The organism is Pontibacter roseus DSM 17521 (assembly GCF_000373265.1).
Lineage (GTDB): Bacteria > Bacteroidota > Bacteroidia > Cytophagales > Hymenobacteraceae > Pontibacter > Pontibacter roseus.
Genome location: NZ_KB890762.1, coordinates 245,207 through 258,946, shown reverse-complemented (window position 1 = coordinate 258,946; position 13,740 = coordinate 245,207). Strand labels below are relative to the sequence as shown.

13 protein-coding genes are annotated in these 13,740 nt (G+C 54.3%); 7 read left to right on the top strand and 6 right to left on the bottom strand.

Translation table 11 applies throughout. The features are described from left to right. The first annotated feature begins 277 nt into the window (after nt 1-277). A complete protein-coding gene (locus B051_RS0107620) occupies nt 278-3,760 on the top strand; it encodes a class I SAM-dependent DNA methyltransferase (RefSeq protein ID WP_018477598.1) in 3,483 nt (1,160 codons plus the stop codon). Nucleotides 3,761-3,874: 114 nt separating this feature from the next. Here B051_RS0107620 and B051_RS0107615 read toward each other — a convergent pair whose 3' ends face one another. Both B051_RS0107615 and B051_RS0107610 read right to left on the bottom strand, forming a co-directional pair. Continuing rightward, nucleotides 3,875-4,234, bottom strand: coding sequence for an endonuclease domain-containing protein (locus B051_RS0107615; protein WP_033316759.1), 360 nt, complete (start codon nt 4,232-4,234; stop codon nt 3,875-3,877). A 336-nt stretch (nt 4,235-4,570) separates the two neighbouring features. Then, complete coding sequence (locus B051_RS0107610; protein ID WP_018477596.1) at nt 4,571-4,837, bottom strand: hypothetical protein; 267 nt, start codon at nt 4,835-4,837, stop codon at nt 4,571-4,573. A gap of 609 nt (nt 4,838-5,446) precedes the next feature. Between B051_RS0107610 and B051_RS0107605 the strand changes: the two genes are divergently transcribed. Together B051_RS0107605 and B051_RS0107600 are read left to right on the top strand one after the other, a co-directional pair. Next, nucleotides 5,447-5,842, top strand: coding sequence for a hypothetical protein (locus B051_RS0107605; protein ID WP_018477595.1), 396 nt, complete (start codon nt 5,447-5,449; stop codon nt 5,840-5,842). Nucleotides 5,843-6,051: 209 nt separating this feature from the next. Continuing rightward, on the top strand, nt 6,052-6,438 hold the full coding sequence (locus tag B051_RS0107600) for a GIY-YIG nuclease family protein (protein ID WP_322786340.1): 387 nt from the start codon (nt 6,052-6,054) through the stop codon (nt 6,436-6,438). 375 nt (nt 6,439-6,813) lie between these two features. Here the strand turns inward: B051_RS0107600 and B051_RS0107595 are convergent, their stop codons facing one another. From B051_RS0107595 to B051_RS0107585, 3 genes are all read right to left on the bottom strand, one after another. Beyond that, entirely contained in the window at nt 6,814-7,029 is a 216-nt protein-coding gene (locus tag B051_RS0107595; RefSeq protein WP_018477593.1) for a hypothetical protein, read from the bottom strand. Nucleotides 7,030-7,201: 172 nt separating this feature from the next. Next, nucleotides 7,202-7,699 carry a hypothetical protein gene (locus B051_RS0107590; protein WP_018477592.1) on the bottom strand — a complete coding sequence of 166 codons (498 nt, stop codon included), beginning with the start codon at nt 7,697-7,699 and terminating at the stop codon, nt 7,202-7,204. A gap of 130 nt (nt 7,700-7,829) precedes the next feature. Continuing rightward, nucleotides 7,830-8,285 (bottom strand): hypothetical protein, encoded by a 456-nt coding sequence (locus B051_RS0107585; protein ID WP_018477591.1) that lies wholly within the window; start codon nt 8,283-8,285, stop codon nt 7,830-7,832. A gap of 99 nt (nt 8,286-8,384) precedes the next feature. Between B051_RS0107585 and B051_RS0107580 the strand changes: the two genes are divergently transcribed. The 4 genes from B051_RS0107580 to B051_RS0107565 all read left to right on the top strand — a co-directional run bounded on the left by B051_RS0107580 (nt 8,385) and on the right by B051_RS0107565 (nt 11,806). After that, complete coding sequence (locus B051_RS0107580; RefSeq protein WP_018477590.1) at nt 8,385-8,801, top strand: hypothetical protein; 417 nt, start codon at nt 8,385-8,387, stop codon at nt 8,799-8,801. Nucleotides 8,802-9,056: 255 nt separating this feature from the next. Further along, nucleotides 9,057-10,313 carry a PQQ-dependent sugar dehydrogenase gene (locus B051_RS0107575; RefSeq protein WP_018477589.1) on the top strand — a complete coding sequence of 419 codons (1,257 nt, stop codon included), beginning with the start codon at nt 9,057-9,059 and terminating at the stop codon, nt 10,311-10,313. Nucleotides 10,314-10,382: 69 nt separating this feature from the next. Then, nucleotides 10,383-10,832, top strand: coding sequence for a hypothetical protein (locus B051_RS0107570; RefSeq protein ID WP_018477588.1), 450 nt, complete (start codon nt 10,383-10,385; stop codon nt 10,830-10,832). Nucleotides 10,833-10,933: 101 nt separating this feature from the next. Beyond that, nucleotides 10,934-11,806, top strand: coding sequence for a hypothetical protein (locus B051_RS0107565; protein WP_018477587.1), 873 nt, complete (start codon nt 10,934-10,936; stop codon nt 11,804-11,806). 84 nt (nt 11,807-11,890) lie between these two features. Here the strand turns inward: B051_RS0107565 and B051_RS21955 are convergent, their stop codons facing one another. Continuing rightward, nucleotides 11,891-13,471, bottom strand: coding sequence for a YfaP family protein (locus tag B051_RS21955; protein ID WP_157578689.1), 1,581 nt, complete (start codon nt 13,469-13,471; stop codon nt 11,891-11,893). Nucleotides 13,472-13,740: the final 269 nt, after the last annotated feature.

Genomic DNA, 13,740 nt, shown 5'->3' with positions numbered 1-13,740 from the left:
ACAAGCCCCCTCGTAGGGACAGGTCGCGACCTGTCCGCGCGACAGGCCGGTCAATGAAACAAGAACGGTTCACGCAGTATTGCCTGATCCTTATATTTATTAATCATGCAAATACTGTTTCTGCCGTTTTTACCGTCGACCGATTTCCTGTGCACGATTCGGACAGGTCGCGACCTGTCCCTACGATGGCGTACTTTAAATAGCTTTTCCCCTATACTTTCTCCCCAAATTTTCCTAAACTGCATACTATTACATTTGCAGCCGAAGGAAACAGACCATGCCCCACACCTCTACCCCTGCCATCACCAACTTCATCACCCGCTGGAAGGCCTCCGGTGCTTCCGAAAGAGCCAATTACCAGCTGTTTCTGACGGAGTTGTGCGAGTTGCTGGGCGTGGAGAAGCCGCGGCCGGCTTCGGATAAGGTGCACGAGGCGACCTATACCTTTGAGCGGCCCGTGGTGTTTGACGATGGCGAGGGCAAGACGAGCACCAACTTCATCGACCTCTACAAGAAGGACTGCTTTGTGCTGGAGGCCAAGCAGGGCGCCGACAAGGCAGGTATAACCGAGGCCGAACAACTGGGTGGCGAACGTATCAAGACCAAGACCGGCACCGCCACCCGCGACACCCGCACCTGGGAGCGCGAAATGAAAAAGGCCAAGGAACAGGCCCTGCGCTACGCCCGCTCGTTGCCAGGCACAGAAGCTTGGCCACCGTTTTTGGCGGTGGTGGATGTGGGTTATTGCATTGACTTATATGCTGATTTTGCGCGGCAAGGAAGAACCTATGTGCCGTTTCCGGACCCGCAGAACTATAGAATCACGCTCGACGAGCTGCACCGCACGGAGGTGCGCGAGCGCCTGCGCCTGCTCTTCACGGAGCCGCTGGAACTGGACCCGAGCCGCCGCGCGGCCCGTGTTACCCGTGAGCTGGCCGAGCGGCTGGCAAAGCTGGCTTCCTCGCTGGAGCTGGCCGGCCATACGCCCGAGCAGGTGTCGGGTTTCCTGATGCGCTGCCTCTTCACGATGTTTGCCGAGGACGTGCAGCTGCTGCCCGACAACTCCTTTACCAAGCTGCTGCAGGACTACCGCCAGAACATCCGGTTCTTCCCCGATGCCCTGCAGGCGCTGTGGCAGAGCATGGACCGGGGCGGTTTCGATGCGGCCCTGCGCACCAACATCCCGCAGTTCAACGGCTACCTGTTCAAGGAGCCGGAGGCGCTGCCGATTTCGGAGGCGCAGCTCGACCTGCTCATACTGGCCGCCGAAGCCGACTGGGCCGAGGTGGAGCCTGCCATTTTCGGCACTCTGCTGGAGCGGGCGCTGCAGCCGCGCGAGCGCCACAAGCTGGGTGCCCACTACACGCCCCGCGCCTACGTGGAGCGCCTCGTGATGCCGACCGTGATTGAGCCGCTGCGCGAAGAGTGGGAAGCGGCCCGCACGGCATCGGCCATACTCGAGGACAGTGGCGACGAAGCCGGAGCCCGCAAAGAGATTGAGAATTTCCACCGCCGCCTGTGCTCGGTGCGCGTGCTGGACCCGGCCTGCGGAAGCGGCAATTTCCTGTACGTGACGCTGGAGCACCTCAAGCGACTGGAGGGGGAAGTGACCGAGCACCTCGACCATTTCCCGGGGCAGAAAATACTGGATATGACGGGCGGCTATACCGTGACACCGGCGCAGTTGCTGGGCCTGGAGGTGAACCCACGGGCTGCGGCCATCGCCGATGTGGTGCTCTGGATTGGCTACCTGCAGTGGCACTTCCGGGCGCACGGCTCGGCCACCCGCCTCAGCAACCCGATATTGCGCGAGTACGGCAACATCAAGCAGCAGGACGCGGTGCTGAACTATAGTGAGCGCAAACCGCGCCTCGACGCCAACGGACAGCCCGTTACCCGCTGGGACGGCCACAGCACCAAACCGCATCCGGTTACCGGACAGGAAGTGCCCGACGAAACCGCCCGCACCATCGTCTACGATTACCTCGACCCCAAACCCGCCTCCTGGCCCGAAGCCGATTTTATTGTCGGCAATCCGCCGTTTGTAGGCAACAAGCGTATGCGCGATGCTTTAGGAGATGGCTATACCGAAGCACTCCGCAAGGTATACAAAGGCGCTGTTCCGGATAGTGCCGACTTCGTGATGTATTGGTGGCATAAAGCCGCTGAATTGGTGCGTGCAGATAAGGCTGAACGTTTTGGTTTCATTACAACTAATAGTATTAAGCAGACCTTTAATCGTCGGGTGATTGAAGCGCAAATGCAGGCGAATCCTCCGCTCTCCATCACGCTTGCTATACCTGACCACCCTTGGGTAGATAGTGCTGATGGTGCTGCTGTTGAAATTGCGATAAGTGTTGCTGAAAAAGGAGAAACAAATGGCAGGCTTTTGTCTGTAGTTTCAGAGAGTAAATCCGATGGACTTGAAGTACATGTCAACTTTACAGAAAAGCATGGTAAGGTACATGCTGATTTATCTATAGGAGCAGAAGTACTAAAAGCTGTTGCCTTAATATCTAATGAGGGAATAAGTAGTATGGGAGTAAAGCTCCACGGTCTAGGTTTTGTATTGGAGCCCAAAGAAGCTTTGACTTTAATAGAGCAAAACGAATCAAATCAGAATATCATCAGGCCATACCTGACGAGTAGAGATTTAGCTCAAGGCATTAAGGAGAAATATGTAGTTGATTTATATGGCCTTGAAGAAAGTGAAGTACTTCAAAAGTACCCAGAAGTATACCAACTCATTTCCTTAAGAGTGAGGCCAGACAGGATTGCAAAAGCTGCAAACTCAAAAGATGCAGAGAAATATGCCAAAGAGTGGTGGTTATATGGCAAGACGCGACCACAATTAAGGCAAACACTTAAAGGTTTAACAACCTTCATTGCAACTTCAAGAACAGCTAAACATAGAATTTTTCAAAAACTAAGTGCGGGAAATCAGATTGAAAGTGAAATAATAGTTATAGGCAGTGAAGATACTTTCCTTTTAGGAGTACTATCATCTGATATTTTTAAAAAATGGGCATTAGCTGCTGGTAGCGACTTAGGAGGAAATACACCTCGCTATAATAACTCAATATGCTTTGACACCTTCCCCTTCCCTACCCCAACTGAAGCACAGAAAGAGCAGATTCGAGGTATAGCCGAGCAGCTGGACGCGCACCGCAAGCAGCGGCAGGCGCAGCACCCTACGCTCACCATCACCGACATGTACAACGTGCTCGAGAAACTGCGGTCGGGCGAAGCGCTTTCGGCCAAAGAGCAGAAAACCCACGAGCAGGGGCTGGTGAGTATTCTGCTGCAGCTGCACACTGAACTCGACGCGGCAGTGGCCGCCGCCTACGGCTGGTCTGCCCACCTGCCCGAAGAAGAGATACTCGAGCGCCTGGTCGCCCTGAACAAAGAGCGCGCCGCCGAAGAGGCACGCGGCCTCATCCGCTGGCTCCGCCCCGATTACCAGAACCCGCAGGGCACGCAGCAAACCGACATCGGCCTCAGCACCAAAACCAAAGCCGTGAAAGCCACCGCCAAAGAAGTGCTGGCCTGGCCAAAAACGCTGGCCGAGCAGGCGCAGGCCGTGCAGCGCGCCCTGCAGCTGCACGAGCGCCCGGCCACAGCCGAAGACCTGCTCTTCCAGTTCAAGCCCGTCGCCAAGCCCCAGCAAGGCCAGCGCCTCCAGCAAATCGACAGCCTGCTGCAGACGCTGCATGGCCTGGGGTTGCTACGGAAAACGGAGCAGGAGCAGTATGTGAAGTAAAGACCTCGCGGTGCGCGCAGCTCCCGCGAGCGTCTGGCCCAAAGCCTCGGCTATACCTGTACCTCTGCCGGGTCCAACCACCCCTGCCCCTCCTTTTCTAAGGAGGGGAGCTTCTTACTTACTGAAGCTGCTGCTAATTTCCTGTAGAACAGCTTCCAGATTATCGAATACCTCTTTGTTTTCGAAACGCAGCACGTGTATACCTAGCTTTTGTAGGGTATCGTCACGCTCAGTATCGTATCGGTCATGAGCCGCACTGTAATGAATCTGTCCGTCAAGTTCTACTGCTAATCTCTCAGATGGACAATAAAAGTCTAGTATGTAGTTTCCCACGCTGTGCTGTCTTCTAAACTTTCTGCCTTCTAAGTTCCCGCTTTTCAGGTGCTTCCATAGCTCCGCCTCAGCAGGTGTCAGACTACTCCTCAACTGCACCCGGCTCTCCTTCAAATACTTTCTATTATGTAATGCCTTCATCTTTGTTCTACTCCTCAAAAGTCATGCTACCCGAGAAGTGTATAGTAAACGAGAGAAAGAAAAAGAAGTAACGGCCGACTCCCCTCCTTAGACAAGGAGGGGCAGGGATGGTTGGACCCGGTACAGGTATAGATAAGGTATAGCTATACCTAATGCAATACTGCTTTACTCACGCTGCTATACCTAAGACAATGATTATACACCATCCCAAAAATAGAAGAAGACAAACGCATTTGCCTATTGCATAAAACAGCCCACTCTTCCGGATATGAGAATCCCAAAGCAGCAGGTATAAGCACAGCAAAAAAGTGGTAGCACCCGCCAGGTATGCGGCCGTTATCTGGAGAGTTCTTCGATGAGCCTGCGCTTCACGCCGCGCTCAATCTCACGCTCCACGTTTATGGTGTCGATTGCCCGAACCTTGTTCGCCAGCGAGTCGATTCCGGTGTAGCGTTCCAGCTCTTTGTTGGCGGTATGGTGCAGCGAGTCGATGGCCATGTTGGCACCGGATTCCGCTATATTGTACAGGGTGTCTTGCAGGTTGTTGTCTGAGGAGCAGGATGTAGCGCTTAAAACGATGGCTACATAAAGTAATTTCTTCATTATGTGTAAAGTGATTTCAAGGCTAAGATACCACTCTAAATGGCAGCTACCATACCGACGTATAGTGATAGCCCGCGGCAAATCAGTATATTAGTACATACAACTGAAGGAGTGACCTATAAAGCAGGTATAGCCAGCCAGACACATAGCGGTTTTCAGGTATAAAATGGCAGGTTCAGGACTCATGCCCGCTGGCGCGGGTCTATAGTCCGTGTTCTGTTACGGCCACGCATACATTGAGAACGAGCAGCCAACTCGCACCCGTAGCGCGCTAATGTCATTCCGACGAAAGGAGGAATCTCATACCATAGCCACCGCCGGTTCGAGCGCAGCGGGATTCGGCGGTGAAGGATGCAGGCAGGTTGCAGAAGAGGCTCACATCCAGCCGCATCGGCGCTGCCTCTGGATGTGCGGCTAGTAAGGTAACAGATTTCTCTTATCGTCGAAATGACAGGGAGTGTAAACAGGGACTGTGATTGGAGCGGTAGGAATGGCGATCGGGATGGTGAGAGAAGAATCAATAATACAGTTGCCCTAGTAACAGCTATTTTTATTCACCATACGCATTAAACAGGTATAGCCTATACATTCATTTAATCCTTCAACCGCATGCAAACGAAAACCATGATGATTTTGAGCGCCGTCGTGCTGGCCGCGCTGGGTATAGCCCTCACGTTTCTGCCCGCCGAGCTGGCGACCGCTTTGGGCTCGAACCCGGACCCGTTTTTTGTGCTGGTGCTGCAGGTGGTGGGCGCTTTGTACGCCGGCATGGCCATGCTCAACTGGATGTCCAAGGGCAGCCGGATAGGTGGAATATACAACCGGCCCATCTGCATCGCCAACTTCGCCCACTTTTTCATAGGCGGTATGGCGCTGCTCAAGTTCATGTTCCAGTACCCGGAGCAGCCGGCCATCCTCTGGGGCCTGAGCGTCGTGTATTATGGGCTGGCCGCCTGGTTCGGCCTCACGCTCTTCCGCCACCCACTCCCCGCTCAACAGGACTAAGCCGTTCAACTTCCCTGTCTTTCCAAATACCTTTTTTGTCATTCCGACGAAAGGAGGAATCTGTTACCATGACCACCGCCGGTGCGAGCGCAGCGGGAACCGGCGGTGAAGGATGCGGGTAGGCTACAGAAGAGGCTCCCACAAAAGCCGCATCTGCGCTGGCGCTGGATGTTCGGCCAGAAGAGTAACAGATTTCTCCTTTCGTCGAAATGACAGGAGTAGAAGAGGCTTATAAGGTATCAATGGTCACTGCAAACCTAATCCGTGTCTGCCCCGTTACTCTCCGCATGCCAAACCACAATTACTTTGTGTACATCACGACCAACAGGACAAAAAAGGTGCTTTACATCGGCATGACCAACACGCTGCAACGGCGGCTGGAGGAGCACGGCGCAAACGCGGGTATTCCGGACACCTTTGCCGGTAAATACCACTGCCACTACCTAGTGTACTACGAGCGCTTCACGTATGTGCAACAAGCCATAGACCGTGAAAAGGAACTCAAAAAGTGGAGCCGGAAAAAGAAAGAAGCCCTTATCCAATCTATGAACCCCACTTGGAATTTCCTCAATGAGGAAGTTAAAGAGCATGAATAGGAAGCAGCTGATTCAAGTTCTGCCCACTTCCGCCATCCGCCAATCCTCCTAGTCCTTTCGGTTCCCGACTGTATCAATCCTCTCCCCTCACAATACCACAAGCTTCCCCTGTCATTTCGACGATAGGAGAAATCTTATACCCTTCCAGCCGTACATCCAGCGCCAGCGCCGATGCGGCTTTTCTGAGGACTTAAGTAACCCTCGCATGCCTCACCGCCGGTTCCCGCTCCGCTCGCACCGGCGGTGGTCATGGTAATAGATTTCTCCTTTCGTCGAAATGACAGGGAGGGGTTGGAATGACAGTAAGAGAGGAATGACAAGAGATAGAAGCGGAATGACAAAAAGTGGAGTGACAATAAAAGAAGCTGACACACTTCAATAACCCTCAAAGCCTTCCCGCAGGTCTTTCAGGTGGGCGTAGCACACAGGGCTGCTGCTCTCCCGCTGCCCTTCCGGCCGGGTCTGCGGCTGCAGGCGCGTTTGGTGACGGAGCTTGTACAGCGGCACCAGTTTCCGGGCATCATCTGGGAAAGAGAAGGTCGATTCGCGTTTTAGCAAAAGTAACGATGCCTGCATAGCTGCTCCATTCATACCTGAATGTACGGAATAACCCCGCATATGGCAAGCTGTTGTCATAGCCCAAAAGCCTTAGGTATGCCTGCCCTAGGTATAGCAAAACCCATATTCTAAGTAAATAAAAACGGCTTCGGATAAAAACCCGAAGCCGTTTTAGCTATCGCCTGCACAGGCGCCAGGTACAGGTTTATTTCACCGCAACCCGAGCCAGGGTGGCGATGGCTGCGTTGATGCGGTCGCTCCACTTGCGGGCCAGTTGCAACTCGACGCTCAGCATCGTGTTGCCCTCTTTGCTGTAGAACTCCAGAATCTGCTCCCGCTGCGCTGGGTTGCGGAACGTGAGGCGCAGGCCTATCAAGTCGATGATGCGGTTGCCGTTCAGCTCCCGGTACTCGTTGGCCACCTCGCATTTTTTCACCTCTGTCAGGTCAACTACAATGGGTGGCACCTGCGCCTCCTGCTGGTTCAGGTAGAACAGCTTCCGCTGTCCCTCGTCCAGACCGATGGCGTAGAACTCGTTCCATGATTCGTGTTGGGTAAGCCGGAGTTGGTGCTGCTCGCCTAAAGCCAGGAAATTACCCAGCGCCTTCCCCGCTTTCGCCTTTTGTTTTCGTTGGATGTACAAGATAGGCAGCACAAACACCGCCAATGCGAAAAGCCCGATGACTATAGTTTCTAAATCCATTTTTAAAATTCGGTTAACATGCAAATACATGCACCTGACCGCAAAGCAGCCCCATAACAGGCTGCCCGTGCGTCCGGATGCTTAAAAAGACCGGTGACAGACCGGTCGCACTACGAAAGTAAAAGCGGGATTACCAGAAATAATGGAAGGGGAAAATGATGTCGCGAATCGTTAGACTCCGATGCAGGAACCTTGCCTGCGACAGGTACTGCGCCATCAGGCGTTGTATCCGCAACTCGAAGGCGCTGGAGTTTAAGATGAGCCCATTGGGCTGAGGCTGGAAGGGCGGCGTGGGCAGGTGACGCAACACGCCCAGGTGCTCTTCGGCCCGAGCCAGGTACGGGAACTTGAGCAGTTCGCCGCCCGAAAGGCTTGCCTTGGCAGCTGCCTCCTGACCCTGCTGCTGCACTCCGTAGTACATTTGGCTGTCGCTGGGCAGCCGAATACCTGCACAGGCAAGCAGGATGGCAACAAGCAGCAGCATGTATCGCATGGGGTACTTCACCCTGCAAAGGTACGGAATTTGAACCGGATGCTGCTGCTGCTCCACCCGTAATTCAGGGTTCTGCTGGAATGTCCAATCCACCTTCAGGACTGTTCGTAATGCAGGTATAGGTATGGCTTATTTGCGGAGTATGGAGGCTATCGATAACCATCAGCCACTGCCCTGCCGTTATACCTACTTATGAAGCGACCTTACAAGTACTACCGCAACAGCCTGGGCCGCCGGTACTGCACACTCCGCTACCTGGAAATGAACAATACGCTGAGCATCATCTGGAAAGGCACCGCTCCAGCCGAGAGCATCCAGAAAGTGGAAGCCGGGTTAATGGAGATGCTCCAACGCTATGGTTGCAGTGCTATCATCAGCGATGAGCAGGAGTTTTTTGAAGCACCTACTGAGGTGTTGGCCGACCTGACACGCTCTAGCTGGTACAAAGAAGTGGCCAGCAAGGCCGGCGTGCGCTACATTGCCCATGTGCTGCCCCCAGAGGAAGAGCTGCCAGAGCCGGTAGAAGGAAATGACAGCAGCCCTGAAATCAGGTTCTTTTCCCATAAAATGGATGCCCTGGAGTGGCTCAGCCATCAGGTGGATACCTGACCTATCCCGCTCCAGCCAGAAGGGATAAGCCGACACTGGATGCAACAGGTATAGAGATATCCTTACACTTGTGTGTGCATCGCTACCCGCTTGCCTCTCCCCCACTAACCCGTAATCGGCCGCTTTCCCAAGACCTTCTGTTTTGCCGTACCTGGATGCACTAAACCCCAACCAACCTGTCGCTTAAACTTTACCTGTCCCAAAACAGTAAAATGAAGACGATATATAGAAGACCACCTCAACCAACATAAAACTATGAGCCTTTCTACAAGAATTCTCCTACCTGCCGTACTGCTGGCCACTATGACGTTTGGCTGCACCAACAGCCCGGAAGACAACACGACACAGGCAGAGGTCGAGACACCCCAGGACTGTCAGCCGCTGGAAACCCGTGAGGCAAGTGACCCTACGCAGAAGCCCGCCTTTGAAGGACAGACCCGCGCCTGCGGCATCAAGTCCGATGTAGCCTTTGATGTGCAAGTGATTACGAAGGGACTGGAGAAGCCTTGGGCGGTGGAGCCACTTCCAACCGGCGACCTGCTCGTGACCGAGAAGCCCGGCCGTCTGCGCATCATCTCGGCCTCGGGCCAGGTGGGCAATCCCATCACAGGTGTGCCCAAGGTGGATGACCGCGGACAGGGAGGCCTGCTGGATGTGGCGCTCAGCCCCGACTTCAGCTCAGACCGCACCATTTACTGGAGTTTTACGGAACCCCGCAAGGGAGGGAACGGCACCAGTGTGGCGCGCGGCGTACTCTCCGAAGACCGCAGCCGGGTGGAGCAGGTCCGGGTGATTTTCCAGGCACAGCCCACTTATGATGGCACTATGCACTACGGTTCCCGCATCGCATTTGACCGGGACGGCATGCTGCTCGTGACCTTAGGTGAGCGTTCTGACATCGAGATTCGTCCGCAGGCGCAGCACATGGACAGCCACATGGGCAAAGTGGTGCGCATCGCCCCAGATGGCTCCGTGCCGAAGGACAATCCTTTCGTAAACGAGAAGGGCGCGCTGCCTGAAATATGGAGCGTGGGGCACCGCAACGTACAGGCCGCCGCCGTCGATTCGGAAGGCAGGTTCTGGGTGGTGGAGATGGGCCCCAAAGGAGGCGATGAACTGAACCTGGTGGAGAAAGGCAAGAATTATGGCTGGCCGCTGGTCACCTATGGCACTGAATACTCTGGTCAACCCATACCCAATGCCGTGACCCAGCGCGAAGGCTTTGTGCAGCCCGTTTATTACTGGGACCCGGTAATTGCTCCTTCAGGTGCGCAATTCTACAGCGGCAACGCCTTCCCTGACTGGAAAGGCAGTCTGTTTGTAGGGGCGCTCAAAGAGATGCGCCTGGTGCGACTGGTATTGGAAAACGGCCGGGTGAAAGGCGAAGAGCACCTACTCACAGACCGCAAGCAGCGCATCCGCGACGTGAAACAGGGACCAGACGGCGCGCTCTTTCTTGTGACAGACCAGCAGAACGGGGAGCTCTGGAAGGTGGCGCCACGCGCCCAATAAGTACTCAGATTGAAGGGATGTGTTACAAAACGCTATTGCAAAGCTGTAAGAACAGATAAACACGAAACCATGAACAAGGTATACCTGACGCTGCTCTCCTGCCTCTTGCTGGCCATGGCCGGTTGCCAGGGCTCAGGCAATGCGAAGGAAATGCTGCAGGACGAGGAAAAACGCACGCAGGTTTACACGGCCATACTGGAAGATGAACAGCTGCGCGAAGAGATGATGGCACGGATGCGCGACTACAACATGGGCGGACCCGGCAGCAGAGGGCAGATGCAGGGCCGCGGCATGGCCGGTGACACAGCAGGTATGGCTGCCATGAACAGGCAACAAATGCAGGTGCACCTGCAGCAGCTAACAACACTCTGCGCCACCGACACCGCCGCCTGCAGCATGCTGTCGGATATGATGCTGGATAACCGTGCCATCATGGGCCACCTGATGCAGCGCATGCAACGCCGCGGCTCCATGGATTCCGGTTGCCTGCAGATGATGATGCGCCAGTTGGAACGTTAAGGTACGGGAACGGAATATTTCCCTACTGGACGTTGTCGCTGATTTTCGTCATTTTTTAGGCGGTTGTACGGAGCTATATTGACTGCTGTAGCACCTCTTCCATGAAGCAGAAATCGGTTATCAGCCTATTGGTGGTCCTGATTGCCCTGGCGGCAGCTGTAGCCACCCTCACTGGCATTTTGTCCACGGAAGGTCCGGGACCTTACCAGCACGAGTCCATCCGAGGCGAAACCGTGACCATTTATGGGCGCGGCGTATACCAGCACATGTCAGCTGAGGTGGCGCCGCAAGGTATAGCACAAGACTACGTGACGCTGTTGCTGGGTATCCCGCTCCTATTGCTTGCCTTGCTATGGGCTAGGTCCGGCTCCCTCAAAGGTCGGCTTCTGCTGGCCGGTATTCTGGGTTACTTCCTGGTGACATACCTCTTTTACCTGCTCATGGGCATGTACAACGCGCTCTTCCTGGTGTACGTGTTCCTGCTCGGCACTACCTTCTTCTCCTTTTTGCTCACCCTGTTTTCTCTGGACAGAAAGCAGCTTCCTTCCGCCTTCCTGGCCTCCACCCCGAATCGGCTCACTGGTGGCTTTCTCATTTTCGTGACCGTTTCCATTGCCCTGCTTTGGCTGGGAATTGTGGTGCCGCCGCTGCTGGAGGGCACGGTGGTGCCGGTGCAGGTGGAGCATTACACGACGCTGGTGGTGCAGGGGCTGGACCTGGGATTGTTACTTCCTTCTGGCTTCGTGACAGGTATGCTATTCATCCGCAAGCGTACCTGGGGCTATCTCTTCGCGCCCGTCTACTTCGTGTTTCTTTCCCTGCTGATGACGGCCCTCACCGCTAAGGTCGTGGCTATTGCCCTGCTGGACTACAACGTGATTCCAGTCATCTTTATCATTCCTACCTTCAACCTCCTCACCGTGCTTAGCAGTGTGTTCCTCTTCAGGAACATCCGGGAGGTGGCGCAGGTATAGCATTTGGGTGGCAGGCGCAAAAAACACAGGCAGCTATGGGATGGCTGCCTGTGTTTTTTCATCAAAACGGAAGGTATGCTTACACTAAGGCTTTGTGGGGTATAGTTTGCGCGGCAGTCCGTTCCTGTCTACCAGTTCAATCACTGGGGCTGCCACTCTGCCGCCGGCACCACCCCAAGGTTGGTTCGCGTTGAAGATAGCCACCGTCGCCACTTGTTCGTAAGACAAGGCGCCTGTGAAGGTCTTGGATTTGCCGAAGTTGTTGATGATGACCCGATAAGAGGTTCTGCCGCCTGTTGAAGGTCCGAAATAGTGTACCTGTACCCGATAGGTTCCGAATGGTGCCTGGTTCGTTGGCCAGAACACGTTCTCAGGACCACCGCCATCGGTGTCGTCCAAATCAAGTTCCCCCTGGCTGACGATGGACTTGGGGTTGCCGTAATATATTTTTTCGCCATAGGGGTCAATTACCCACAGGTCGATGTCAGCGTCTGTGTTCCAGTCCAGCGTTATTTTGATGTCGCCGTAGCCGGAGGCCAGGATGGCATCCATACGCTGGAAGTCCTTGGCACGCGTCTTGGTGAGCTCCGAGTATACGTAATCTGCTCCTTTGGCGGCCTCCAGTGCCAGACTATAGCAGCCGTACATACCATCGTACAGGTCTTTCGCATTCTTCGGTTTTGAGGCCAGGCTCAGGCAGTCTATCAGGCTCATTTTCACGCCATAGTAGGACTGCAAGTGGCTACCTAGTATGTTGTCCTGCTCCGGGTTGATGAGTTTCACCACATCATAGACCGCAGAAGCACAGGTAACCGCGAGACCGGCACCCGCCAACAAGGTGAGCGGAGGAGCACCAACCGCTAGGCCCACTCCCACAATGCAGCCCGTCATGTTGAAGACCGTGCCTATCAGCGACAGGGCGGTTCCGACTTCCGTGGCGGCACCGGCATACCTGCCGTTGGCGAAGCGTCCGTTGCGGGCGTTCAGCAGCACCGCTAAATCAGTGGGGCCCAGCGCAATGCCGTACTGGTACGTAGCGGCATCGATGTTGTCATTCGGGAAGCGGGCGATGTTCACGGTGCCTTTTTCGAGGTTATACCCCCCAAACAGCACTGTTTCTTTTCCGGTATGGTACGAAGCCGGGAAACCATCTTCGTTGAGGTAAATCACGTAATTGTCGCCCCTGTGGCTGTGGATGTAGAGCTTGTCCAGCTTACCGGCGGTGTAGTGCGGGATGATGCCATTGTTATCCTTGTCGGTGATGTGATAGGGATGCTCCGGGTCACCCGTCTCGAAATAGGCAACGCCGTGCGGTGCCGCCGTCTCCCAATCCAGCACCTCTACGGTGCCCAGTCCATGTGCTTTTCCCATGTATTCCAGTTTCACCTCCTGTCGGCCCGGCTGCACCTCCAGCGGAACGAAGGCATAGATGGAATCACCGCTAAGTTTGCTGACCGATACCTCGGTGCTGCCGAAGTACATCCGGTAGTCCTCTGCCCCACCCGGATAGCGGTTGCCTCCGAAGGCGACCGTCTGGTAAGGGAGCGCCTGACTCACATCACTGATGCGTTCGAATTTGGGGTCTTCTGGTTTCACGTCGGCTAATTCGCAGCTATTCACAACGAAGCAGGAGGCTAGAAGACACAAAGCGTAAAATTTCTTCATTATATGTCTTTAGGTTAAGGAAATGTGCTGCAAGGAATAACTAATCAATGGATTAATAAAATTTAATATATGTTTTATCATAATAATACCCACTTCTGAGTACTGCCTATAACTGTTGCAGGTATACTCTCTTGTATTATGCAGTAGAAATCAGGTATAGCGTGGGCTATATTGCTATAAGGGGAATGTGATAGGTATCACACGACTGGCCCGGCTACGAAAAAAACAGAGATAACAGTTGCTAAAATATTTTTATCATCGTATAATTA

Excerpts from the sequence above, each read along its gene's own strand:
- B051_RS0107590 (WP_018477592.1), bottom strand. The coding sequence starts at position 7,699 with ATGGATTTAGAAACTATAGTCATCGGGCTTTTCGCATTGGCGGTGTTT.
- B051_RS21955 (WP_157578689.1), bottom strand. The coding sequence starts at position 13,471 with ATGAAGAAATTTTACGCTTTGTGTCTTCTAGCCTCCTGCTTCGTTGTG.
- B051_RS0107605 (WP_018477595.1), top strand. The coding sequence starts at position 5,447 with ATGCAAACGAAAACCATGATGATTTTGAGCGCCGTCGTGCTGGCCGCG.
- B051_RS0107600 (WP_322786340.1), top strand. The coding sequence starts at position 6,052 with ATGACAGGAGTAGAAGAGGCTTATAAGGTATCAATGGTCACTGCAAAC.
- B051_RS0107615 (WP_033316759.1), bottom strand. The coding sequence starts at position 4,234 with ATGAAGGCATTACATAATAGAAAGTATTTGAAGGAGAGCCGGGTGCAG.
- B051_RS0107565 (WP_018477587.1), top strand. The coding sequence starts at position 10,934 with ATGAAGCAGAAATCGGTTATCAGCCTATTGGTGGTCCTGATTGCCCTG.
- B051_RS0107570 (WP_018477588.1), top strand. The coding sequence starts at position 10,383 with ATGAACAAGGTATACCTGACGCTGCTCTCCTGCCTCTTGCTGGCCATG.
- B051_RS0107610 (WP_018477596.1), bottom strand. The coding sequence starts at position 4,837 with ATGAAGAAATTACTTTATGTAGCCATCGTTTTAAGCGCTACATCCTGC.
- B051_RS0107575 (WP_018477589.1), top strand. The coding sequence starts at position 9,057 with ATGAGCCTTTCTACAAGAATTCTCCTACCTGCCGTACTGCTGGCCACT.
- B051_RS0107620 (WP_018477598.1), top strand. The coding sequence starts at position 278 with ATGCCCCACACCTCTACCCCTGCCATCACCAACTTCATCACCCGCTGG.
- B051_RS0107580 (WP_018477590.1), top strand. The coding sequence starts at position 8,385 with ATGAAGCGACCTTACAAGTACTACCGCAACAGCCTGGGCCGCCGGTAC.
- B051_RS0107595 (WP_018477593.1), bottom strand. The coding sequence starts at position 7,029 with ATGAATGGAGCAGCTATGCAGGCATCGTTACTTTTGCTAAAACGCGAA.